Raw genomic sequence first — 25109 nt, 5'->3', positions numbered from 1 at the left:
TCTGACAATCTTCGACTGCCATCGTCAGACCAACCAGATATGAGTGTCGAACAATAGAATCTTTTGGAGGTGTAGCATACAGGCATGAGGTTACGAAGCAAGGCATTAAAATGTATGGCCGCAGCGATCCTGCTGTTCCAGGTCATACTCCCTACCTCCTTTGCCGACAGCGATCCGATCGTTGTCGATCCGCCAGAGGAGATCGTAGAGGCGGTAGATCCGGCAGAGGAAGCAGCTTCTGAAGAAGCGGCTTCTGAGGATCATGCGGTGATGCTCGCGGCGGCAGCAGCCAGCGTCATCACGGACAACCTGATTACCGCGATTGAGATGAGGGACGAGAAAGGCGACCGCATTCAGGATATTCGGCCCGATCAAGGCTCGCGCGTGGAGATCGAGTTTCTCTGGTCGCTGCCAGCCGGACACGGCTACGGAGCCGAATCAACCTATACGTTCCAGCTGCCGGACAAATTCAGGACCGATCGGGTGCTGACCGGAGATCTGGATGGTGACATCGGCACATACGAGGTCACACCGGACGGTCAGGTGACATTCACCTTCAATCAGGAGATTGAAGATAACCTGCAGTTGGACGGCAACTTCTTCGTATGGAGACAATTCGAGGCCGGCAAATTCTCGGGCGGAACCAAGCAGGATATCGTCTATGACTTTGCAGGCATTACGATCCCCGTCCACTTCAAGAGCAGAGGCGGCAGCGAGATCGACAAGACGGGCAATGCCAACAAAGGCATGAACCCGAATCGCATCGAATGGACGGTAGAGTTCAATAAGGGCGAGAAGTCGATTCAGGATGCCATCTTCAAGGACAAGCTCCCAACCGGGCTTGCACTGGATACAGTGGATGTCTACCTGCTTGAGGTTCAGCTTGACGGAACTACCCGCAAGGGAGCCCAGCTGACCGCAAGCACCGACTACCAGCTTAAACCCGTTGCTGACGGCTTCGAGCTGGAGATGGGCGACATTACCGACGCTTATCGCGTCGAATATGCAACCCATATTACAGGCACGGTCGATACCACCTATCGCAATGAGGCGACAGTGAGAGGCTCGAACCTGTCCACTCCGCAATCCGATGATGCCAGCATACAGGCTCGCTACAGCAAGCCAATCGAGAAGCTGGCGAATTATGACCGGTTAACACAGTCGGTCAAGTGGACGGTTCGCTACAACTACAATGAACAATCCATTGCTCAGGCAAATGCCTGGATTAAGGATACGTTCGATACGGCCAATCATACGCTCGATACGGGATCGTTCACCGTGTACAAAATGACCATCGCCGATAACGGCAGCGCATCGCGCACAGGCGCTGCGCTTACTGAAGGCACTGATTATACGGTAACACCGGATGCCGGCGGCTTTACGCTGAGCTTCGCCAATGGCATTGATTCGGCCTATGAGATCAGCTATACGACCAAGTCGATCAACCGGATCTACGACGATACGAAATCGATGACTAATGATGTCGAGATGATCGGCGGCAAAACAGACTCGGAATCTGTATCGTTCAAACAAGTGATCTTCTCCAAAGGCGTTAAAGCTGTCGACTACAAAAACAAAACGATCGAATGGCAGCTGACGCTGAACGAAGACTTGAAAACCATGGATGCTGTAGTGATCAAGGACAAATTCGCCAACCAAGGATTGACGTTCCTGGCGAACAGCATTGCAATCAGCGGATTGACGAAAGGAACGGATTACACGGTATCCCCGGATCCATCGGATGCTGAAGGCATTGTTATTGATTTTACGAACAGCCTAACAGGCAAACATGTCATTACGTACAAGACGGCGTTCGATCCAACGTACTATACGCCGGCGCAAATTAAAAGCGCCAATTACCACAATAACGCTTCGCTTGAGTGGGAAGAGTCCGGCGTCAAGCAGACAGCCATTGTGAAAGGCGCAAGCGTTGATCCGGACAACTATACCAAAAATAATGGCCGCAAGTGGGGCGAATATGATGCCCGGACCAAGGAGATCACCTGGACGATCGATGTGAACTACAACCTTCATACGATCAACCAGCCGGTTGTCCGCGACTTCTATACGGGAGAGCAGACACTGAATGTTAACTCCATTACCGTGCAGCGGCTTACCTTGAATGGCGGAAGCGATAACGTAACGCCGGGCGGCGCCTTAACGGCTGGAACGGACTATACGGTTACGCCTAAAAAGGCGGGCAATAAGGACGGCTTCGAGCTGATCTTCGCGCAGCCGATCGACTCCGCTTACCGCATCACGTATAAGACAAGCCTGATGAACCATCCGGTAACGTCCCAATACGCCAATGAAGCGGTACTGTTCGACGCGGCGGCACCTTCCGTGCTGCTATTCAGCCAATCGGATACGGTCCGTCCACTGCATGGCGATGAATACGTCTTGAAGATCGGCAGCCAGGGCACAGGCGCGGATCAGGACTTCGCCTTCTGGACGATCTGGATTGACCGCAGCCAATCCCATGTAGAAGCCGGTGCTGTGTTGACGGATACGCTGTCGGCGAATCAGGTGCTGGTCACCGATTCCTTCAAGCTGTATACGACAATAGCGGACAAGCAAGGCAACCTGACAAAGGGAGCACTCTTGCCGGAAGCGGCTTATGAGCTGCAAGCTGCTGGCAATACGTTCAGCTTAACCTTCAAGCAATCGTTCGATGCCGCATATGTGCTGGAGTACAAATCCTTCATTAACGCAGGCGATGGAGAAACGATCGGCAATGACGCTTCCTTCGCCGGACAATCCTCCGGATCGATTAATGAAAAGGAATCCAGCTCGTTCCAGGCCAGCTTCTCCGGAGCAGGCGGCGGTGCTTCTGCTTCCAAGGGCAATCTGAAAGTTGTAAAAGTTGATGCAGACGATTCTAGCAAACCGCTTGCCGGAGCAAAATTCGGACTGTATGACGCCAGCGGAACCAATCTCCTGAAGGAATTGGTAACGGACAACGATGGTATTGCCGAATTTAAGAGCTACAAATATAGAGATTATGTGCTGAAAGAACTGGCAGCCCCAACGGGGTACCTGCTTTCAAGCGAGTATAAAGACGGACAGAAAGTGACGCTGAATGCTGCAGTGAAGGAGATCGAAATCTCCAACCAGAAGGGCATCTGGGATCTGGAATTGCTTAAGGTCGACAGGGACAATCCTTCCAAAACGCTAAGAAATGCCACATTCGCTCTTCAATTCAAGAATGGCGGAACATTCGAGGATGTGGCCGGCATGGGCGAACTGACGACGAATAATCAAGGCATTATCTACTTGACTGACTTGCCTCTTGGCGACTACCAATTGATCGAGACGAAAGCGCCTCGCGGGTACAAGCTGGACAAGACGCCGATTCCATTCACGATTTATGCGGAACAGGCAGCCGCTGCGAAGGTAACGGCAACGAATGAAACCAACCGTGGCGATGTCGTGCTGACCAAGATAGACGCGTATGATAACACGCCGCTTGCGGGCGCGGTATTCGATCTGGTGACGGCAGCCGGTACGCCGTTGAGCACAGGACTCGTCACCGATGCCGACGGCAAGATTAAAGTAGAGGATTTGGCAGCAGGCAACTACCGCTTCATTGAAACGGCGGCGCCAGCAGGCTATTATCTTCGGACTGATCCGCTTGAATTCGAGCTTGTGGACGAGGATTTGCTTGAATTCACAATTGCCAACAATGCGTATAGAGGCAACTTGAAAGTAGTAAAGGTTGACGCTGACGATTCCAGCAAAGTGCTGGAAGGAGCGAAATTCGGATTATACGATGCCAGCGGAACCACTCTCCTGAAGGAGCTGGTAACCGGCAACGATGGCACAGCCGTATTCGAGAACTTCAAATATGGCGATTATATGCTGAAAGAACTTGTTGCACCATCGGGCTACTTGATTCCAACCGATTATATGAACGGTCAAATCGTGACGCTCGGTGCGGCGGTGAAGGAAATTAAAATCGCCAACCAGAAGGGCATCTGGGATCTGGAATTGCTTAAGGTAGACCAAGACAATTCTTCCAAAGTACTGAGCAACGCCACATTCGCCCTTCAATTCAAGAATGGCGCTACATTCGAGGATGTGGCCGGCAAGGGCGAATTGACGACGAATAGTCAAGGCATCATCTACTTGGCTGATTTGCCTCATGGCGATTACCAATTAATCGAAACGAAAGCGCCGCGCGGCTACAAGCTGGACAAGACGCCGATTCCATTCACAATTCTTGCTTACCAGGCAGCCGCTGTGAAAGTAACGGCAACGAATGAAATCAACCGCGGCGATGTCGTGCTGACTAAGGTAGACGGTTATGATAACACGCCGCTTGCAGGCGCAATATTCGATCTGGTGACAGCATCCGGGGCGCCGGTGAGATCAGGACTCGTCACCGATGCCGACGGCAAAATTAAAGTAGAGGATTTGGCAGCAGACAACTACCGATTCATCGAGAAAGTTGCTCCAGCAGGCTATTATCTTCGGACTGATCCGCTTGAATTCGAGCTTGTGGACGAGGAATTGCTTGAATTCACACTCACGAACAATGCGTACAGAGGCAACCTGAAAGTCATCAAGGTTGACGTAGACGATGCCAGCAAACTGCTGGAGGGAGCAAAATTCGGATTATACGATGCCAGCGGAACCATTCTCCTGAAGGAGCTGGTAACGGGCACCGATGGCACAGCCGTATTCGAGAACTACAAATATGGCGATTACGTGCTGAAAGAGCTTGTTGCACCATCGGGCTACCTGATTCCAAGCGATTATATGAACGGACAGACAGTGACGCTGGGTGCTGCGGTCAAGGAGATTAAGATCGCCAACCAAAAAGGCATTTGGGATCTTGAATTCCTTAAGGTGGACCAGGACAATCCATCCAAATCGCTGAGCAATGCCACCTTCACCCTTCAATTCAAGAATGGCGCAACATTCGAGGATGTAGGCGGTATGGGCGAGCTGACAACGGACAGCCAAGGCAAGATCTATCTGGCTGACTTGCCGCATGGCGATTACCAATTGATTGAGACGAAAGCGCCGCGCGGCTACAAGCTGGACAAGACGCCGATTCCATTCACGATTGATGCTTACCAAGCAGCCGCTGTGAAAGTAACGGCAACGAATGAAATCAACCGCGGCGATGTCGAGCTGACCAAGTTGGACGTGCATGACAACACGCCGCTTGCCGGGGCGACATTCAATCTGGTGACAGCAGCTGGCGCACCGGTGAAAACAGGGTTAATCACCGACGCCAACGGCAAGATTAAAGTGGAGAATTTGACAGCAGGCAGCTACCGCTTCATCGAGACGGCAGCGCCAGAGGGCTATGACCTGGCAACCGCTCCGCTCGAATTCGAGCTGGTAGATGAGCCGCAATTGGCATTCAAATTCACTAACAAAAAGACACATGGTTCGGTCAAAGTCATTGCGATCGCAGGTTGCAGTACGGATCGTCCGCTGAAGGATGCGGAGTTCGTCGTGCTAGACGAGAATAAGCAACCAGTCAAGGACAACAACGGCAAGGAAATCGTAGTGACGACCGGCAAGGATGGAACCGTCAGAGTGTCTGAGCTTCTTCCTGGCAACTACTATATAAAGCAAGTTAAGGCTCCGAATGGCTATGCTTTGATCAAGGATATGCTTCCATTCGAGGTCGTTGGCGGCAAGGAAGCAGAAGCGACAGCCTGTTACAATAATCGTGCGGTCGACATTCCTGATGAAGAATCTCCATCCGGCGGTGAGCCTGGAGGCACAGAAGAGCCAGGGTCCGGTGAACCGGGCAGCTCTGGTGAGCCTGGCAACTCCGAAGGCGGTAACGGCTCCACACCTGATCCGGGATCTACGGGTAATCCTGACCAGCCTGATGGCGGTCCGACCGACGAAACAGAGCCAGGCCATAACGGCGAGACAGGCAATGGCAATGGAGAAGTCGGCAATGAGGACGACGGCAATTCCGCAGGCAGCGGCAATGGTCAAGTTGCAGGCGAAAATGACGGAAACGAAGGCGTAAAAGGCGTTGAAGTCCTCCCGAAAACGGGCGAAGACAGTACGCTTCCATACACGCTATCCGGCATGGCGCTTGTTCTGCTTGGCGCTGCAATGCTGCTCTACCGCAAGAAGCGCAGCAGCGTAAGCCAGTCGTAATGGAAATAAGGCTTTAAAAAAAGACCTTGCAGCAGGTCTCCGGGTAACCGGAGATTTATGCGCAAGGTCTTTCTTTATCCAGCTGCCGTTTGTATCACTGGCAGCCGCACATTACTTCAGCGTAATCTCCTTCTTCCATGTCAGCTCCTGGCCCTTCTCATTAGCAAAGGTGAAGATCACTTGTCCTGTTTCACCTTTTATGGAATCCGGATAGATGAAGCCGGAAAACTGTCCGTTGCCGCTAATATAGAAGCCGTCCTCACCGTTCCCGCCATGCTCGGCTGCTTCCGCTACCGTATTTTTAATATGGCTCTTATCCGATTTCCACTCCATCGTCTTCAATTGAAAGCCTTCAGGCACTTTGTTGACCGCAAAATCAAACATATTACCTTCAATCGGCTTGTCGGTCTGGTCAATGACAATCAAAATTTCCTGATCCGAGTTCTCCTCCGCCTTATCATCTCCATTATCCGTGTTGGCCGGCTGGTCCGGCTGCGACGTGGCGCCTCCAGACGCAGGGCTCGAAGGGCTTCCGCCTTCGTTGTTCGTGGCGGCTCCGCAAGCGCTCAGCGCCAGTGTCATCGCAGCTAGTGCAGCAACTACATAAACAGCTATTTTTTTATTCATGATTGTTCCCTCTGCTCTCTAATAATGTGAAATAAAACGCGACACCGCGGGACGTATTTCTTACGCCATACTCGCTTCCGTGCAGCTCCAAAATGTGTTTCACAATGGCCAGTCCAAGGCCCGTTCCGCCAGACCTGCGGTCCCGTGACCGTTCCACCCGGTAGAAGTGCTCCCAAATCCGGTCCAGATGCTCTTCGACGATAGGCAATCCGGCATTCTCGATCGTTACGCGAAGTCGGCTGTCAAGCCGCTGCTCCACCGTGATGTCGATCACGCTATGCGCCGTGGCATGGCGAATCGCGTTGCTTAATAAATTCAATACGACTTGCTCCAGCTTGGCCGTATCAGCTTGTACCAGCTGCTCTCCCTGATCCTCAAGGCTCAGCTTATATGTCAGCCCCTTGCTCTCCATCTGGTGAGAGAAGGAATCAAGCGCATGCTGAATCATATCCCGAAGAGAGCAGCTTCTCAGGTTCAAACGAACGGCCTTTAATTCGAATTTGGATAATTCCAGCATGTCTGCAATAAGCGTATTCATGCGATCGGCCTCGCTTGCGATTAGAGCAAGGTAACGCTCCTGCTTATCCTCTGCTACTCCGTCTTGCAGGCCTTCAGCGAAACCTTTCACATTGCTGAGCGGCGTCTTCAGCTCATGGGATATATTCGCGATCAGCTCTTTGCGGAGCTGCTCGGTCCTCTCCTTCTCCTGCATGTCCCTATACAACATGGCATTGGCAGCGGTCAGCTCCTTGAGGGCAGCATCCAGATTGGTGGACATCGCGATCATATCTCGCGACAGCTCCCCAAATTCATCCTTTGACCGAATATCCGGCTGTTCGGAGAAATCCAAGTTCGCCAGCCGCTTCGCCGAACGGCTGAGCTGGATAAGCGGGCGGGAAACCATCCGGGAATAAACCAGCGACAGTATGAGCACGAGCAAAATGATAATCGGTGCTACAAAGACGGAATATTGCTTCAGAATGCCGACCGCTTCCCCCACTGGCTGAAGCGAGGTCATGACCATGACATAGCGTTCGCCCTGCTCTACCGACAAGCTATGCACTAGAATGACATAAGGAATTCCGCTCCAACTGTCCACCCATTCCGTTCGGAGCTTGCCTTTAGTCCGCAGGCTTAACAGGAATAAATCATGCATCCCGCTCCACTCTCTCAGCACTTCATCGGTCAAGGCATCTTGGTAATAGGGATTGTACGATCGCTGTTCAGGCAGCAGAAATTCTGTAATAGCCCCGCTGACCCTCACAAGCCCCGTCTCGGGGGAGCTCCCCTCCGGAAGAATGGTGTAAGGCTGCATCACTGAATCTTGCTCATCCATAAAGATGCCGTCAATCGTTAAGCGGTCTCCAGCCTGCAGCCCCTGCGGAATGCTCTCGCGGGTCAATCCCTCCCTTGGAATAACAATGGTGACCGTCTGCCCGCCATCCGTCAGCATTTCCAGAAAATACGGATTCAGATTTAATCGCTCCAGCCGTCCGTTCAGAATTGAGAAGCTCGCATCCTGATCATTCATAAAGATGCCAAGAAGTTTGGCCAGCTCTCTGCCTTTAGGCTGCTCAGCGGTGTACCGGTCCGCGAACTGCTCCATGCTTTGCTCTAGCTTGTGAATTTTGGTAGACCGGTAAAAACGTTCGAAAAACAGACCTTCCGCGACCATAACGACCAAAAAAACAAATAAAACCAATATCGAAGTCACAACAAATAGTTTAAACGCGACGCTGCGGTTCCTCATCCTTCGACTCCAAACTTATAACCCGACCGGACAACCGTGCCGATATAACGGCTTTCCTTGCCTAGCTTGGCCCTCAGCTTCTTCACATGGGTATCCACCGTACGCAAGTCTCCCAAGTAGTCGTAGCCCCATACCGCATTCAGAATATAATCACGGGACAGCACCTTCCCCGCATGCTTCATCAGAAATAGAAGCAGCTCATACTCCTTGGGAGCCAGGTTCACAAGCTCTCCCTCTATGGTTACCGTTCGTGACTTTCTGTTCACGGCTATCCCTCCGAAGACCAGCGTGTCGCCGTCGCGGCCGACTGTCCCTTCCGTCCGCTTCATCAATGCGGTGGCACGGGCTACCAAGACACGCGGGCTTAGCGGCTTCATGACGTATTCATCAGCGCCCAGCTCGAAGCCAAGCAATTGATCGTCATCATCCGTTCTTGCCGTCATGATCATAATCGGCACATCGGACTGTTCGCGTATTCGCCTGCATACGCTCCAGCCGTCCATCTCCGGCATCATAATATCAAGCACGATCAGATCAACCGTGCTCGTCTCGAACAGCTCCATAGCCACTTTGCCGTTCTCTGCTTCCAGGACATCCCACTGTTCCTTTTTGAAATAATCGGTAATAAATTCACGCATGAGCGCATCGTCTTCCACCAGCAATATTGTTCGATTCATACCAAGACTCCAAATCTAACCTTTTCTATTTGTATATACTCATTGTTGCCCTATTGAAACCTTGATATAAACCTTGCTTCGGCTCCGGTGCTAGGCCATGAACCTGCACCTCCGTTTCCCTAAGACGTACTATAATGAAGTTCTGTGTACAACGTGTGTCTTAGGCCGGAAATAAAAAATACTCTCGAATGAGAGTATTAAAGCAAGGGCGGCTGCCAGCCGCCAATGATGGAACGATTACGGGCATGATTCAATTCTCGCTTAACCGTATATCGACAGTTCAGGGGCGTAGTCCGTGAACCGGTACAGCTGTGCCGGACGCTGGGAATATTGGTTGGACATAAGCGATTGTCCCTCTGCATCCCGAACCTCCTCAATTATCCCCTTTCGGCTTTGAGTCGACGTAATCTTGCGGATGAAGTTGCGTTCCTGAAACGATGGCACGACGGTCTGGATGACCTGATACAGCTCGCTCATTGTGAAGCGCTCCGGAAGAAATTCCTTGGCAATGGTGGTCGTCATCATGTGCAGCCGAATCTTGTCCAGCGCATCCGCAAGAATGGTACGGTGATCAAAGGCAAGCTCCATCGCTAAAGCATCCTCTACCGGTATTAACCGGACATCCGCCGCCTCATCTGAAGTTCTTCTGCTTGCGACATACGCCTCGTGCACCAGCGCAAAAAACGCATGGGAGATCATCCAGCCGCGAGGATCGCGTCCCGGCATGCTGTATGTATTGAAGTATTCCAGATGAACACCGGATACACCCGTCTCCTCCATGAGCTCCCGCTCAGCGCATTGCTGCACCGTCTCCGTCTCCTTCGTGAAGCCGCCCGGCAATGCCCATTGGCCCTCGAACGGCCATTTCTTCCGCTTAATCAGCATCACTTCCAGCGCGCGAATCGGCAGGGACTTCTTGGCCCCTGCCTTCTCGGTCGACGTAATAGTAAAGACGACAATATCAGTCGGCGCGCCATCCGGCGTGCGGTATTCTTTGGGCGAATACGGAATAGAATGTTCGTTCATGATTCAGTCTCCTGATATATATAAGGTTTGGGATTACAAATTCGCTAGCAATCGGGCGCGTATATCGGCTAACGTATGCACACGAACCAGCTTCCCGTCTACAAATACATCCTCCAGCAAATCCGTTCCTTCATATTGATTATATTGCTCCATGCTAAGGTTATCGACGAAGGTCATTGTCCCGTCCTGCTCGATGACTCGGACCAAGCCGGTTTGCGATTTCTTCATCTTGTTTGTGTCGGTTGCCGGGTCCTTGTATATTTTGCGTTCTTCGCCGTCCACTACCGTAAACGTCGACTTTAGCGCAAATCCGAACGTATCTCGCGTATTGTATTGGTACGTAAACGAACCGATACCGTACACCATGTTCGTCGAAGCAAAGCCCTTCTCGGCCAGCTTCTCACAAATCTCCCGGCAGCGATCCAGCGTGATCGCATCGCCATAGATCGCTCCGATGTGGCTATCCAACTGCTTGTAGCCGCGCTCGGTAATCGTTCCGCCAAAGATGTCCCACAGAATCTCAATGACTCCTTTGCGCGCAAACGGATGCTCCGAGTCAGGATCGCCGCACAGAATGAGGACGGGATCACCGCTGTCAGGACGGATGACAACTCTGCCATCCCGGCTCAGGATATCTTCCTTAAGCCCGCGAATGACGACATCCAGCACGCTCCACAAATCCCATGTATCCGATACGATCGATACGAACCCGCTTGGATAGACTTCCTTGATCAAGTAGCGGTACGAGGCCATCTCATCGCGCCCATGCGCACACATGACGCTATGCTCTGTAGCCGGGATCGACGTGCCGACCAGCTCTGTCTCCATATTAGCATGATAGTGGTCTTCAAGATACAGAATGGCCGGGATCGTATCCGTACCGGTGAACGACAAGAGATGTCCGGCGCCGCTGCCCTTCGCCGCTTCCAGCGAGCCCATGCCGCGCATCGAGAAGTCATGTCCCTGGAACGGGACTCCCGCAGTATCTCCATTCGTACGCAGCGCATAGTCCTGGAGAATTTGGCGGTATTCGAATGCAAGTGTAGCGCTGTTCGTCGGCAGCCAGAGCTGGCACGACATTAAGGTTTCCAGATAGTTCGTCAGCCAGAAGAATTCCGGCTTTGTATTCTCAATGGTCAGCATCGGCACTTTGATCGGCACCAGGCTGCCTTCCTTGACCGCTTTGATGCGAATCGGCAAGTATCCCAGTTCATGAAGCTGTGCGATATGAGCGGCATCCGGATCCGCAACACCTAGCGTAAACTGAATGATCCGCTTGTATTCGCCCACTACCTCATCTTGGGTCCGGTTGAAGAAATGAAGATTAAAATAATTGATCAGATAATCTTTGATAAAGGCTTGGAAGCCGAAAGCGACGACATGATCAATACCGGCTAAGCGGCTTGTTCTCGCCGTCCAGGTCGAATAGACGAGCTCCGTGCCCCTCGGATATTGATTTTTATGACTTACTTTATAGAAATCGCAAAGCAGTGTGGCTGGGTATACGTAAGTGTTGTTCATTTGTACATACCTCCGATTGGGAACATTTTGATTAGATCCGTGCTGGCCTGGCTTAATATCGTATCTGTCGTATACACCCGGTCGATTAAGCCGGATGCGAGAAGCTTGCCCTCGTAGATCGATTCCTCGCAATGGCTGACTAATAGATACACTTCCGAAGCGCCGAGCTCGCGCAGCCGTTCTGCGCTTAATACAAACGTGCCTCCATAAGAGCATAAATCATCTATAATAATAGCCTTGAATCCTGTTTCTCCGACTGTTCCGACAACATCCAGTTGCTCGATAAGTCCCGTCTGAAAATTTCTTTTCTTGAAACCAACGAGCTGCCTATAGCCGCCAAGCTTGCCGTACCGCTTCTGCGCTCCCGCATCCGGGAAGAACAGATAATCCTTATTTGTTTGAAAACCCGTCTCCTCCATCACTTGCTGCAGCAAATCACCTGTAGGATAGATAGCCTCGCTGCGATGAATGAGCGCCGTGGACACATCCGAATGCGGCTCTATAATGGTGACGCGCTCAAAGTTCATGGCATTAATCATATGAGCTGTATATTTCAAGGTGAAAACGGAGCTGCCTTCGACCCGGTCCATCCGGCTGTATGGCATGTAGCTGATTATGAGTGATGCCTTATGACGATGATCATCCAGAAAGCTCTTGATGAACAACAGCTTCAGCAAATCGCCGTCGGTCTCGTATTTGAAGCTGACTCGATTCTCAGACTCCACAAGCTTCAATATTTGCTCCCCATCCACCCGGGTTTCACCGTTCGGGTAAGTCATGAACGTCAGCTGCTCTCCATTTAATGCGATCATGTTGATCACGCTCCTGCGGTTAGTTTTGACCTCTTTTAATAACCTCATCTTGATATTATCATAATGACATTATTAAAAGTTGTCAATAGGTTTTTTTCAGGGCAATGCCCAAGATTCGTTCAACTTACATGGCTGGAATACAAACTGCGCAAGACCTATCCTTCCGATCGCTGTTGTGCCCAGATTCCTTGAACAATGTTATAAGGGGGAATCCGGGCACAAAGGCGAACGCTATCGCTTCTCCAAGATAGGTCTTGCTCCGTTTGTCTCAGCCACGTACATTACATTAAAAACCAATAAACCTATTTGGACAATTATGACTTAGTCTCCACTGTCTTGTTGAAGGGATGCCTTGATCAACTAAAGACTAAATGAGCAAGACTTTCCAGCCTTATCAGCGAGCCTGCTCGCCCACCAGCTTCCAGTCAGAAGCCGTATAATGGCCCATATGCCATAAGGAGACTCCCTTCAGACCATAGAATTTGGCTAGCCATACTTTTTTGGCAATGCTTTGCGTGTCCTCATAGTAGATCAAATGAGTTCCCCGCTCATCTGCAAACGTAATCTGGTTCAATAAATGCGGCATCATCCATTGGCTCTTCACACCAGGCATCGCCAGACGCTTCTCCACGTTCTCTATGGACGGCCTGAATACCTTGGAAGTTACGCCGTCCGCTGTCATCCACTGATTGGCCTGCTTCGAAATCCCCATAACCAGCTTCTCCTTCGGGATGGATTGCAGGGCAGTCTGAACCGTATCATTCACAAGCTGTAACGGCGCCGAAGGAAGCTTGCTCTCGCTATGCGTGAAATCATAAGCCATCAGGATAACGGAATCGGCAACCTTGCCGATTGCGGCCAGATCATAACCCTTGTAGTAATGAATCGGCGGAACCGCAACGGACAAGGTGTACGACGATCCCATCTGCTTCTTCACATCCTGCAGAAAGGCAACGAAATCCGCAGCGCTGTCCACTTCCTTCAATCCTTCAAAATCAATGCTCACTCCAGTGAACGAGTAAGCTGGATTGTTAAGCGTCGCGACCAGAGACTCAATAAAAGCGGTCTGCGCAGGCTTATCCTTCAAGAATTCTTTCAAATTCGCATGATTGTAAAATACCATCAGCTCCTTGCCAATCTGATCGGCCTTGTTCAATACTTCTTCATACCCTTTCGGTATGCGGTACTCTGTTGTTCCGGTATTCAACTTGGCAGCTCCCGAACCGTTATATTCCAGATTTGACCAGCCAAGAATGACATCTGCAAGCTTATCCATATGCTGAATGGCTGGATAAGATAGAAGTGCATAATAGCCTGTAAAATCAATCTTTTGCCCCGATACACGCTTGTCGATTAAGCGGTAAATCACCGCAGCAGCTTGCTTGCGGATCAGAGGCTCCCCAGGCTTAAAGCCCGCAGCGTCCCCCTCCATAATGCCACGATGGGCCGCATAATAGACATAAGGCTGCATGGCTTCGCTTATAGCCTCCCGATCCTTAAAGCCGCGGGTATCCCGCTCCTTCTTCCAATCCGCGGACAGCCACTTCTCGCGCGTCTCCGGCTTCTCGGCATCCAGCAGCGACTGGCCAACCAACATCGCCACTTCTTGTCTCGTAATCGTCTGCGCCGGAAGGAAAGCCCCCTTCTGATCCAACAGACCACCCAGCCATTCATGCTCAAGCGCTGCCGAGATGTAGGTTGCGGACCAGCGATCTTTGGCAACATCCGTTGGCAGTCCCCCCGCAGGAGCAGCCGTCTCCAGCTGACTAGCCATGACCAACAGCTTTACAAAAGCCTCTCTGGATAGATCCACATTCGGACGATAGGTACGATCCTCATATCCATTAATAATGCCCAGCGCCGACAACGTATAGATTGGCTCCCTGGAATAATCGTTTTCTTCATCCTTAAATGGCAGCAGCTGAACATTGTACGCGAATACGCTGTTAGCCCACAACAGCACAAGCGCCATAGTCCATAACGCTGTTTTCTTGAACATATAATCCCGTTCCTCCCTATCATTCTAAAATCTATTGAACCCTAATCACTGTCATGTAATAGACGCAAGTCTATCCTAAGTAGTTACAGGATTGGAAAAATGAATAGAATAATAGACTTATCATAGAGCAAGGGCGCAACACTCTGCAGTGTTACGCCCTCATCTTTGTGGATTAATGAAAATAGCAATATTGGTAAACGACTCATAATTGGAAGATGGCCTTAGCTTTTACGAAACTCAAAATCCTTCAAGACCGCATGGCTGGCTATGATCCTGCTTAGATGCTGTAACACTTCGGGCTTGGCTAATACGTGACCGTTGCGATTCAATAACATCCACCGGAGAATGCCCAGCGCTTCATAAAGGTCAAGCTCCTGCTGCTGCAATTCATGCGCTGCTGTGGTATAAGCTGAACGAAAATGAAGGGCGTGCTGCTCTGACAGATAGAGCCGAAGCAAAAAATACGACCAGGCAAAATCATATCTGGGGTCTCCCAGCTGAGCGTTTGTCCAATCTATTACTGTATAGCGTTCACCGTCCTCCACAATATTTTCCGGATGAAAATCCCCGTGAATAATTCGGTCCTGTTTCATTTGAACCTTCGGAAGAATAGATTGTAGTGCAATGGCAATATCGTCATGACCGTCTAAGCCTTGGAAGTGGTAACCGACAAAATCATAGCGGGGCAGATTCAGCCCTTTTATGTTATGTGGATTAAGAAGATGCAGCTCTCCCAAAATTCCGGCAATCACCGTCATCTTCTCTGGATTCAGCGGGTCAACAGATATGCCATCATAAGTGGTGAGCAGCGCGCGCGCTCCTTCAGAGGCTATGCCCCAACCGAGCGGCCGGGATACAGATATGCCGCGTCCAAACAATACGCTTAGCAGCCGATATTGAAACGACACATCAGGCCTGGAATGCTTATTCCATATTTTCAGGATATAACTGCCGCATGCATCGGAATGAAGCCTTACAACCTCAGCCTCGAAGCCTTGTTTCATAGGAGATGTTATAAAGGCGTTGTTTTGTCTAAGTAAGTGCTCCAATTGTTCTGTCTTCTCTACCCAGTCCATAGCCGCTAAGACATCTGCCATTTGAAACCTCCTAGTTCCCCCTGTAGTGGGACGTATCTCCGTATAACTCCACTGCTATCTGATCACCTTCGCATACGACCTTGCACAAGGCCGTGGAATGAACAATGGGAGGCAGCCACAAATTAGCCAGCTCCCGGCCTTCGAAGAAGGCCATTATGACTTTCAGCGTAGCGGCATGGGTGACAATCAGAATGCTCTTCCCTTCATTGCGGGCGATGATTTCTTGAATCTTGGGAAACACACGCCGTTGCAAATCATGGTAGGACTCCCCGCCATTGGTTGGCACATACTGATGGGGATTGTTCCAAAAGTCGAAATGGTCATCCGGGGAATGGTTTTCAATATCAGTATTCCGCTGCCCCTCCCAGCTGCCCATATGTATTTCTTTCAAATCATCTTCCGGCACAATATCAATTGTTCGATCACGGAGCAATATCTCAGCCGTCTTAAGCGTCCTTGGGCTGGAACTTGCGTAAATTGCATCAAGCTCTATGCTGCTCATTGATTCACTCAGCCAAGCGGCATGCTGAAGGCCCAGCTCGGTTAATGGCGAATCCTGATGGCCTTGCAGCCTCTGTTCTATATTCCATTGTGTCTGGCCATGCCTGGTCAAATATAGAGTCGTTTTCATGGGATGCCTTCTTTCTATAGATAGGGTGACTTTTTCAAATATAAGGAGCGTAATCTTGTTCGAACGACTTTTTTGTCTCTTCGTAGGTTGGAATGTCTATGAACTCAATTTTGCCGATTTCCAAATTCAAAAAATCTTCATTAAGAATCGTTATACTTTTTTCAATTTCTTGCATGTCCCATTCCATAGAATGTTTTGAGTACATAGAAATATATACAGGCTTATGCCCATGATCATTAACTGGAGCATCATGCTCGGCCTGATAAGCGAGGTCCTCCTTATCTCGAGGATATATAAAAGAATAAGATAAACAACACTATACCTACCATACCATAAAGCTAAATTACCTCCCACATCATTCCTTTTGCATTAAAAAGCCCTCTCCAATAAGAGAGGACTGCACAAAAGTGCTTAATCATGTTTATTCAGTTGATTCCGGATTATATTGGAGGAATACATCCCTGCCTTCCATATGCGAGAAGTATATTAATTGTCCGTCCTTCCAGAATCGGGTATGCACCGATTCAATATGTGCACCTAGCACAACTTCGGAGAGCACCTGTTTCTTTTGACGCTTCAGATCATAAACAACGATGTCTTCATTCCCATTAATCAACATCTCTACGGCCACAAATCTCTGCTCCGAGTCCATGATCAAGAGATGTGTCGTATCTGCCTCTCCGAGCGATGCAATCTTCACAAACTTCCTGGTGCCTGACTCATATTTTAATAGGTCCATTCGACTCTGGTTCTGCTTTTGCCGGCTAAGTGTAAAGTATACATCCCCTGTTGTTTCCTCATACACCAAGCTGTAAATATCTCGATTGGCCCAGCCCCCTTCAACTGGCAGGTCCTTCAGCGGAAATATGAGCTGAGAAGCGTCATTATCGGCCGTTCGTGTAACCCCTCCATTGGAGACAGTGATGACTTGATTGTTTAATTCCTCCATAGCATCAATCAAATATCCCCTGTCGCCTTTGGACAGCCAATAGCGAGTGGATTGGATCTCATAATAAGGATCGGAGTAAGATAAATACGTGTTCGCATCTACATATGTCTTACCGTTCTCTTGGCCACTATTTATAATCCTGTATCCAACCTGGCGAGGGCTTGTTCCTTTCAGATAACCCGGATCGTAGCTAAAAAAGCTATGGGCAAAATCTTCATCCCGGTAGATTAGCGCTTGAATGGATCCGGCTACCACCTCTTCTGGCCTCGCCATCTTGTCGGAAACCTCGAATTGCATCAGCTTTTTCCAGACGACATTAGTATGAAACACTTTGTAGACAAATAATTGCCGGCTGTCGTTGCTCCACACAGGTTCTTCAAAGGTATAGCGCGGCTGCTGCTTGCCTTCAATTAGCTGTCCGGTATTAGGATCCCATGCATCAGCTAAGCTATTATGGCTCACTTGCTTGCTCGTTCTGAAATCAGAGTCCGCTACCCAAATGTCCTCAAGCGCAGGTTCTCCTTGGGATGTTTTAATGTATGCTATGTAGGCACCATCATTGGAGATAGCCGGATACCGCCCTGAATCCAGCACCACTTCTTGCCCATTGTCCAAATTCTTGCTCATAATTTTGTCTTCGTTCTCGAACAGAATCGACTTCTGATCAGCCATATATGACGGGTATGCGCCAACCGCAATTTCCTTCACTGCGTTATCTTTAAGCTCAAGCTCCATGATTCGGCTTTTCGCCTCATGCCCCCCCGATTCCTTCTGCACGAACAATATCCTGGAGCCGTCCGGCGACCATGCAGGAGTCTCCAATCTCTCCTGAGACGAAGCTCTCATAAGAAGATTGCGACTGCTTTTGCTATCGATTTCATATAATCTTAAGCTTCCATCCTCTACATAAACCAGTTCATTGCCGCTCGGGGATACCCGAACAAATTCAATATTGCCGTGAATTAATGGATAAAGCCCCTTTTTATCATAAGCGTATAGCCCTCTATCCTTAAGTGGAAGGTAGACGATGCCGCCATATTCCGCCATTCCCGAGCTGTTCTCCTCTCCTAATTGCTCTAATAGTGAAAAGGAATGGCTAAAATGCAGCGTTGCCGCTTCTGCCCGTGGAACAGAGCTGTTGTTAAACCACATGTTCCCTGCAATAACTAAACCAAGAATTAAAGCGACCGCGCCACCCGCCCATATACGGCGAGAACGTCGCCGCCTTACAGGCCGTTGAATAAATGTACGGCGGAGTTCCGCTTTTAATTGCTCATTTACGGGAAGCTTGCTCTTGAAGTCCTCCATGAGCACATCCAGCTCCTTGTCGTTCATTTCAACACCTCCATGCACTTGTTGATCGACAATGCCATCTTTTGTCTAATCCGTTGAACCTTTGTTTTAAGCCACAGCTCCGCTTTGCCGATCACTTGGCTTATCTCGGAATATTTCATTCCGGCAATATATTTAAGGTTGATCATTTCGCGTTCATCCGGTGCGAGTGCGAGCAAGGATTGCTTCAAGCAATCATGCTGAAGATCGATGGTCTCCATAAGCTCGCTTATGTGGGTGTACCCAAGTACTTCAGGATCATGTCCGTATACCCATTCTTGTTTCTTGCGGTAATGATCGATTACCGTGTTGCGGGCTATAGTGAACAGCCATGGCTTCACTCGCCCCTCATCGACCGGTCGATTTCGATAATGCTGAAACGCTTTTCGAAATATTTCGCTCACGAGATCATCCGTGTCCCATCTGTTTCCGGTTTTATATAGCACGAATCGATAAACATCATCAAAATACTCATCGTAAACAGCAACGAATGGATCATTCACTTGCCTGCACTCCCCTTCCATAAGTATTAACGGCACCGACTCAAAAAAGTATCAATGACTATCCAAACATAATAAAAAAAGACCCCGCTAAGGGTCTGCGGGGACATAGCTGCCTCTACAACTATTTCACTAGATAGATCTACCAAAGCAGGAAAAATGATTATATAATAGGATATCGATATCATTAGAAACAAGACTTTCGCCTCAGATTGATAGGTCTTTCTCCATTATCGTTGCACGATAGTCCAGGGTCGAACCTCTCCTTCTAGCTACTGCTGGTTTCAGTGAGATCTACTATAATTAAGGAGACTGGACATGAAAAAGGTAACCATCATTTCGCTAGCGGCTATTGTATTGATAGCCTGCGCAGCAGGCTTCACGATTTGGAAAGTCAACGATGACAAAAAGAAAAAAGAGCTTGCTGTTTTGGCTGACATCGCCGCTATTCAAGCTCAAGTTGATTCCCTCTATCAAGACTCACAAAAATCAAATCTGGCTGATGGCACGGACAGCACAAAAATAAATGCGACAAACGAGTTGTTTGTCAGCTATCAAGGAAAAAAACTTTCCGCTGAGGCATCGGTGTTATTGGACCAGGCTGCTCTGGATATGAAATTTGCAGATAAGATGTTTGCTGTCAAACAGGAAATTGCGGGCATCTTTGATGCCAATGGCGCAGTGAGCGAATCTGCCGATGTGGCTCCTTACAAAGAAAAATTGGATGCCTTAAAGGCATACAAGCCTGCTTTTGTCGATGATCAATTGCTAAAAATTACGGATGCTGAAGCTCAAATGGAGCAAATTAACGCGACAACCCAGACCGTGGAAGCACTGTTCGCATCGCCAGAGAAATCGGCTATAAAAGATGCCCTTACTCAAAAGGAAATCGACGATGCAAAAGCAAAGGTCGCAAGCATTAAACAAGAAACCGCTAAAACTACATTATTAGCCTCTGTTCAGAGCGCAGGTGAGTTGTTGCAAGCAAAAATAAAAGCCGAGGCAGAAGCGAAAGCCAAGGCGGAGGCTGAAGCCAAGGCTAAAGCTGAAGCGGAGGCCAAGAAGGCTAAGGAATCCAAAAAACCGAGCGGTTCATTCGACATTTCAGAGTGGGTGCCTTACAGTACAGGAGATCCGGCTACACTGTTGAAAAATTTATTGTCTGGCGATGTGGTGGAATATAACGGGCAGTATTATGCCTCACCAAGGCTGTTTAATATGCTAAAGAATCAAGAGGTTGTTTATTTCGAAGATATATCCTCAGAATAGATCTCTAACTATTTAAAACGTGGATACATTAAAAGAGGCAAACCCAGACGAATCTGGTTTGCCTCTTTTTTAATTTTATTCAATTCGCACTACCCTTTAACCGAACCTGCTGTCAGTCCTTTCACGAAAGACTTGTAGGTAAAGAAGCCGATTAGAATAGGCACGATTACAACCATCGTACCGGCTGCCGACATCTTGCCCCAGAAAAACCCTTGCTGCGTCATGAACTTGCTCATATATACCGGCAGGGTCGCAGATTGGGTCGCGGTTGCCGTTACGGCAAAGAAAAACTCATTCCACGTTACAACAAACACCAGCAGGGCGGATGAGATGATGCCGTTCTTCACTAGCGGCAGCATAATTTTGAAAAAGGTGCCCGCTCTAGAACAACCATCTATCTTAGCCGCTTCTATAATTTCACCGGGAATCTCCTTAAAGTAGGTCGTACACATCCAGATCATCAAAGGAATTCCCGCTCCTGTATTCAACAAAATTAATGCAAACTTTGTATCCAACAAATGAGCCTTCGCTAACAAAATATAGATAGGCGTAATGACGGCAACCGCCGGCAAAAAGATAGTCGTAATAAACCAGAAGTAAATGCTATTCGCTTTTTTGATACCGGAAAAGACTAACGCATAGGCGGCAAGCACGCCTAGAACAGCCGATACGATAACTGTACCGAAAGTAATTTGCACAGAGTTGGATAAATATTTGAAAAATTCGGGAGTGACAACAGCCCGATAATTGTCCAATGTCGGTGTAAAGCTTAAGGATGGAACAGCAACCTGGCTTTCAAATTTGAAGCTGGACAGAAACATGTACAACATCGGGAATAGCCATAATATTACGATTACATACGCCATTGTTGTCAACAGATTTCTATTCAATCGTCTACTCAATTTCCTCACCGCCTAGACTATGTTCATATATTCTTCGAGTTGTTTTTGTTCATAAATCCATAAAACCGTTGGACAACAATAAGCGTAAGAGCAACGGTAACGACTGCAATCGCAGCGGCAGTCCCCACGTTCCAGTCATAGAACAGCGCCTTGTACGAATAATACGGCAAATTGCTTGACGAGCTGCCCGGACCACCGGATGTCGTGACATAAATCAAACCAAATACCTTCAAAATATTAATTAATCCTAGTGTCATAGCCACATTGATGTGATCTCTGATTAAAGGCAATTGAATATGCAGCAGCAGCTTCCAGCCTGTAGCCCCGTCTATTCTTGCGCTCTCCAAAATTTCTGACGGCATGTTCTGAAGTCCCGACATAATGATAAGGAAGAAGAACGGAGTCCACTGCCAGATAATCAATAACATAATCGTGAGCAATGCATATTTGCCGAAGAAATCTATAGGCTCGAGCCCCAGCGCATTGGAGATATAATAATTGAGACCAAGCGACGGGTTCAGCATGAGCGTTTTCCATATGATCCCGACTACAGCTTCCATCACAAAATAAGGAATGACAAACAGTGTTCTGAGCAGGTTCACGCCCTTGAACTCACGATTGAGCATCAAGCCGAACAATATGCCAAGCACGGTACAAATCGTTAGACCAACGACCACAATGAGCAGAGAATTTAATATGACCTGGTAGAACTGACCATCCGTCAATATTTTCTTGTAATTGCTGAATCCAGCGAAATGTATACCCAAATCGGGTCTCTTGACGTTCCAGCTAATAAAGGAATAGATGATGGTAAGGATAAATGGAATCTGAGTGACAATTCCTACAACAATGAGTGCCGGAAGAATTAATAATTTGCTCTTATCGCCCTTTGTAGTCATGATTCTTCTCCTCTTGTCTATTAATAAAATTACTGGTACGTACCTCGCACGTACCAGTAATTTTGGAGAGTGAAGTTCTATGGTTTACTTCGCATATTCTCCCGCAACCGCTACATCCGTCAGTACCTTTTGTCCTTCTGCCAATACGGCGTCAATATTTTTTTGACCGACTAGATAAGAAGCAAGCAATTGTGCGATTTGTTCGCCCCATGATGAGTATTCAGCCATATTCGGAATGGAATTGCCTGTGTACGGTGTTTTATTCATAGCGGGATTAAAGAAATCCACCTTCAGGATCGCTTCTTTCGTAATGTCCGCAAAATCACTGGCTTTCTTATAGTTTTCATTGTCATACGTGGATACGCGGGTGCCGGAAGGCGTGCTTTCCCAGCCCTTCTTCTCGCCTACCAGGTTAATGTACTCCTTGCTTGTCGCCCAAGTTAGAAACTGGAATGCCGCTTCTTTCTTCTTGGAGGAAGCGTTAATCGCTATGCCCCATCCGCCAATCGTATTGGTCGCATCTTGTTTCACTTGAAGCGGCGCCATGGCATAGCCTATTTTCCCTGTGACAAGGGAATCCTTGGAGTTGGCAAGCGTACCAGCCGATACGCTGGCGTCATACCACATGGCCGCTTTTCCAGTAGACATGAGATTCAGAGCTTCTGTATAACCTGTCGAGGTTGGTCCCGCTTGTCCGGCATCAGCCAAAATGTTCTTATAGAATTCGATCGCATTTTTCATCTCTGGCGTGTTGAATGTCGCCTTCCAGTCCATATCGTAATATTGCGCCCCGAACGCATTGGCGATTGAGCTGAAAATAAACATGTTTTGTCCGCTGCCAGGCAAGCCTCTTAGTGCAATACCCGCAATGCCTTTATCCTTGTCTTGTGCCGCTACAGCCAGCTCATACACTTGCTCCCATGTTGGATTTTCCGGCATCTCTAGATTCTTCGATTTAAAAATTTCTTTATTGTAAAATAGCAGAGTCGTCTCTGCGTAGAATGGCAGCGCTCCCAATCCTTTCGATTCAGAAGACAGCGAATCTCTGACTACTGGAAAAACATCTTCCAGGTCATAATTCTTTTTGTCCTCCTCGCTCATGCCATTCAGCAATCCATCCAGCGGCTCCGTCCATCCATTGTTCAAATAAACAGCTGAATCCTGAGCGCCGATTGTGAATAAATCATATTGCCCGCCGCCGAGGCCTACATCCTGCGTAATTTTTGAGCGAATCTCATTTTCAGAAAGAACGGTATAATTCACTTTGACGCCTGTTTTCGCTGTAAACTCGGACGTCATCTCTTCCATAATGACCATGTCGTTGTTATTGACCGTAGCGATGTTCAGCACGACTTCTTCATTTGCATTTTTGTCTTTGCCGCCCGAGCATCCGACTAACAACGTCCCTGCCAAAGCCACAATCGAAATCAAACTAATGGCATACTTTAACTGTTTCTTCATACATAGACCCTCCATTATATGAAATAAGAACAACTTCATTATGCTTTGCTTCCCCGGCTTGTCTCTGTTCTCACTCCTTCAATGACTACCCGTAGTGGGTTTCAATGAAATCAATAATGTCGAGCGAGTCCATATACTTCTTCACAACCATTAATCCGGCCCCTTCCAACATGCCGCCTTTTTCATAGCTAGAGAAGCGAATATCAATAGAGTCCACGATTTCTTCCGGCAGGTCATAGCTTAAATTAAGCTTTAATTGCGCCAGCAATTTGGGCGAACTCACAATCATATCGCCGAAAACAATCGTGTCCGGGTTCAGGATGTACAGCAGATTTTTGATCCCATAGGAAAGAAACCAAGCCATCTGATTCACTGCCCATACGGCCAGCTCATCGTCTTTCTCATAATAATGATAAATATCGCTTATCGTGGATCGCTCATGCAGCTGAGAATGAGGAAACTCATGCAATCTCTCTTCCACTGACCGGATCAGATTGATCGGGGCCGCATACCGCTCCAGGATGCCAACCTTATTGAATTCATTCCGCTTGGCATTGAAGTTGATCCCCATATGTCCGATCTCGCCCGCGATTCCATTCTTGCCGCGGATCAGATTGCCGTCAATGATGATGCCTCCGCCAATACCGTCCCCCAAATTGAGGTACATCATAATGCCTTTGGTAAGACCTGTTTCCTCTACATAGTCTCTCCATTCTCTTAATGCAGATACGTTGGCATCATGGTCGATAAAGACGCTCCATTGTGGATATTTGGCTTGAATTTGCTCCTGAAAATCGACCTTTGAAAGCTCCGGCATATCATATACCTTCGCAATTGTGGTGTGATTAAAGGTCATAAGCGGTCCTACGATCGCTATTCCGATGCCTAATACCTTCTTGCCCTCATTCTTGACGATCATTTGGTCAATTCCCTCGTAAATAATCGCCAATATAGAAGCTACAGGTGTCGTCTTATCAATTCTGACCATGCTCTTATGCAGCACGGCTGCGTGAATATCGCACAAGGCGAATTCAATGGCATCGCGGTTAATCCTTACAGCCACTGTTGCCACATCATCCAGAGTCAGTGTTATTCCTGTAATTTTGCGCCCATTATCCGATAATATCGGCCCTTGCTCCTTAACCACGCCCATCACGACAAATTCATTCACGATATTGGTTATGGTTGCTTTATTCAATCCGCTCTTCGCCGCCAGCATCGATCTTGAAATAAGCCGGTGTCTTAGCAGCAAATTCAGTACCAACCCCCGGTTGGCTCTTTTCACTTCATCTATATTTTGCGCTCGTTTCATTTGCCCTCCGTTCTGTTTATTATATAAACTATTTTGGCTCAAAAAATTTACATGATTAACTCTTTTCTGTTCGACAACTTGAATATATTACACACTGGAAGCGTTGTCAACACCTTTAATTCCTTTTTCATGCGTAAATATACCGATTATTTTGTCGAATTAAGAGGAAATGATGAATCTTCAATTAAATTTTTTCGACCTTTATAGTTTACA

General features: G+C 48.4%; 17 protein-coding genes. 2 read left to right on the top strand and 15 right to left on the bottom strand.

Features of this window, described 5'->3' with window-relative positions; genetic code table 11:
- Positions 1-114 precede the first annotated feature (114 nt).
- Positions 115-6132 carry a SpaA isopeptide-forming pilin-related protein gene (locus ACFVSO_RS06040; RefSeq protein WP_387471129.1) on the top strand — a complete coding sequence of 2006 codons (6018 nt, stop codon included), beginning with the start codon at positions 115-117 and terminating at the stop codon, positions 6130-6132.
- 111 nt (positions 6133-6243) lie between these two features.
- Here the strand turns inward: ACFVSO_RS06040 and ACFVSO_RS06035 are convergent, their stop codons facing one another.
- The 11 genes from ACFVSO_RS06035 to ACFVSO_RS05985 all read right to left on the bottom strand — a co-directional run bounded on the left by ACFVSO_RS06035 (position 6244) and on the right by ACFVSO_RS05985 (position 19056).
- Positions 6244-6759: a hypothetical protein gene (locus tag ACFVSO_RS06035; RefSeq protein WP_387471127.1), complete on the bottom strand. Its 516-nt coding sequence runs from the start codon at positions 6757-6759 to the stop codon at positions 6244-6246.
- Positions 6752-8509, bottom strand: a complete 1758-nt coding sequence (locus ACFVSO_RS06030) for a sensor histidine kinase (RefSeq protein ID WP_387471125.1) — start codon at positions 8507-8509, stop codon at positions 6752-6754. The genes ACFVSO_RS06035 and ACFVSO_RS06030 overlap by 8 nt, the downstream gene beginning before the upstream one ends.
- Complete coding sequence (locus ACFVSO_RS06025; protein ID WP_387471123.1) at positions 8506-9186, bottom strand: response regulator transcription factor; 681 nt, start codon at positions 9184-9186, stop codon at positions 8506-8508. Before ACFVSO_RS06025 ends, ACFVSO_RS06030 begins: the two co-directional genes overlap by 4 nt.
- 261 nt (positions 9187-9447) lie before the next feature.
- A complete protein-coding gene (locus tag ACFVSO_RS06020; protein ID WP_387471121.1) occupies positions 9448-10212 on the bottom strand; it encodes an NUDIX hydrolase in 765 nt (254 codons plus the stop codon).
- Positions 10213-10245: 33 nt separating this feature from the next.
- Positions 10246-11733, bottom strand: a complete 1488-nt coding sequence (locus tag ACFVSO_RS06015) for a nicotinate phosphoribosyltransferase (protein WP_387471119.1) — start codon at positions 11731-11733, stop codon at positions 10246-10248.
- On the bottom strand, positions 11730-12545 hold the full coding sequence (locus ACFVSO_RS06010) for a ribose-phosphate pyrophosphokinase (protein ID WP_387471117.1): 816 nt from the start codon (positions 12543-12545) through the stop codon (positions 11730-11732). The genes ACFVSO_RS06015 and ACFVSO_RS06010 overlap by 4 nt, the downstream gene beginning before the upstream one ends.
- A gap of 394 nt (positions 12546-12939) precedes the next feature.
- Positions 12940-14544: a glycosyl hydrolase family 18 protein gene (locus ACFVSO_RS06005; protein ID WP_387471115.1), complete on the bottom strand. Its 1605-nt coding sequence runs from the start codon at positions 14542-14544 to the stop codon at positions 12940-12942.
- A gap of 221 nt (positions 14545-14765) precedes the next feature.
- Entirely contained in the window at positions 14766-15641 is an 876-nt protein-coding gene (locus ACFVSO_RS06000; protein WP_387471113.1) for a phosphotransferase family protein, read from the bottom strand.
- Between the two features lie 10 nt (positions 15642-15651).
- On the bottom strand, positions 15652-16272 hold the full coding sequence (locus ACFVSO_RS05995) for a histidine phosphatase family protein (RefSeq protein WP_387471111.1): 621 nt from the start codon (positions 16270-16272) through the stop codon (positions 15652-15654).
- A 421-nt stretch (positions 16273-16693) separates the two neighbouring features.
- Positions 16694-18556, bottom strand: coding sequence for a TolB family protein (locus ACFVSO_RS05990; RefSeq protein WP_387471109.1), 1863 nt, complete (start codon positions 18554-18556; stop codon positions 16694-16696).
- A complete protein-coding gene (locus ACFVSO_RS05985) occupies positions 18553-19056 on the bottom strand; it encodes an RNA polymerase sigma factor (RefSeq protein WP_387471107.1) in 504 nt (167 codons plus the stop codon). The genes ACFVSO_RS05990 and ACFVSO_RS05985 overlap by 4 nt, the downstream gene beginning before the upstream one ends.
- 315 nt (positions 19057-19371) lie before the next feature.
- Between ACFVSO_RS05985 and ACFVSO_RS05980 the strand changes: the two genes are divergently transcribed.
- Positions 19372-20322: a toxin Cry1Ac domain D-VI-related protein gene (locus ACFVSO_RS05980; RefSeq protein ID WP_387471105.1), complete on the top strand. Its 951-nt coding sequence runs from the start codon at positions 19372-19374 to the stop codon at positions 20320-20322.
- 89 nt (positions 20323-20411) lie between these two features.
- Here the strand turns inward: ACFVSO_RS05980 and ACFVSO_RS05975 are convergent, their stop codons facing one another.
- The 4 genes from ACFVSO_RS05975 to ACFVSO_RS05960 all read right to left on the bottom strand — a co-directional run bounded on the left by ACFVSO_RS05975 (position 20412) and on the right by ACFVSO_RS05960 (position 24896).
- Positions 20412-21224: a carbohydrate ABC transporter permease gene (locus ACFVSO_RS05975; RefSeq protein ID WP_387471103.1), complete on the bottom strand. Its 813-nt coding sequence runs from the start codon at positions 21222-21224 to the stop codon at positions 20412-20414.
- A 23-nt stretch (positions 21225-21247) separates the two neighbouring features.
- Positions 21248-22123 (bottom strand): carbohydrate ABC transporter permease, encoded by an 876-nt coding sequence (locus ACFVSO_RS05970; protein WP_387471101.1) that lies wholly within the window; start codon positions 22121-22123, stop codon positions 21248-21250.
- An 84-nt stretch (positions 22124-22207) separates the two neighbouring features.
- A complete protein-coding gene (locus ACFVSO_RS05965; RefSeq protein ID WP_387471099.1) occupies positions 22208-23584 on the bottom strand; it encodes an ABC transporter substrate-binding protein in 1377 nt (458 codons plus the stop codon).
- An 85-nt stretch (positions 23585-23669) separates the two neighbouring features.
- Entirely contained in the window at positions 23670-24896 is a 1227-nt protein-coding gene (locus tag ACFVSO_RS05960) for an ROK family protein (RefSeq protein ID WP_387471097.1), read from the bottom strand.
- Between the last annotated feature and the right edge of the window lie 213 nt (positions 24897-25109).

Source organism: Paenibacillus sp. NPDC057967 (genome assembly GCF_042887015.1).
Classification (GTDB): domain Bacteria; phylum Bacillota; class Bacilli; order Paenibacillales; family Paenibacillaceae; genus Pristimantibacillus.
The sequence above is the reverse complement of the archived record's forward strand: the minus strand, read 5'-3'. Positions and strand labels throughout refer to the sequence as shown.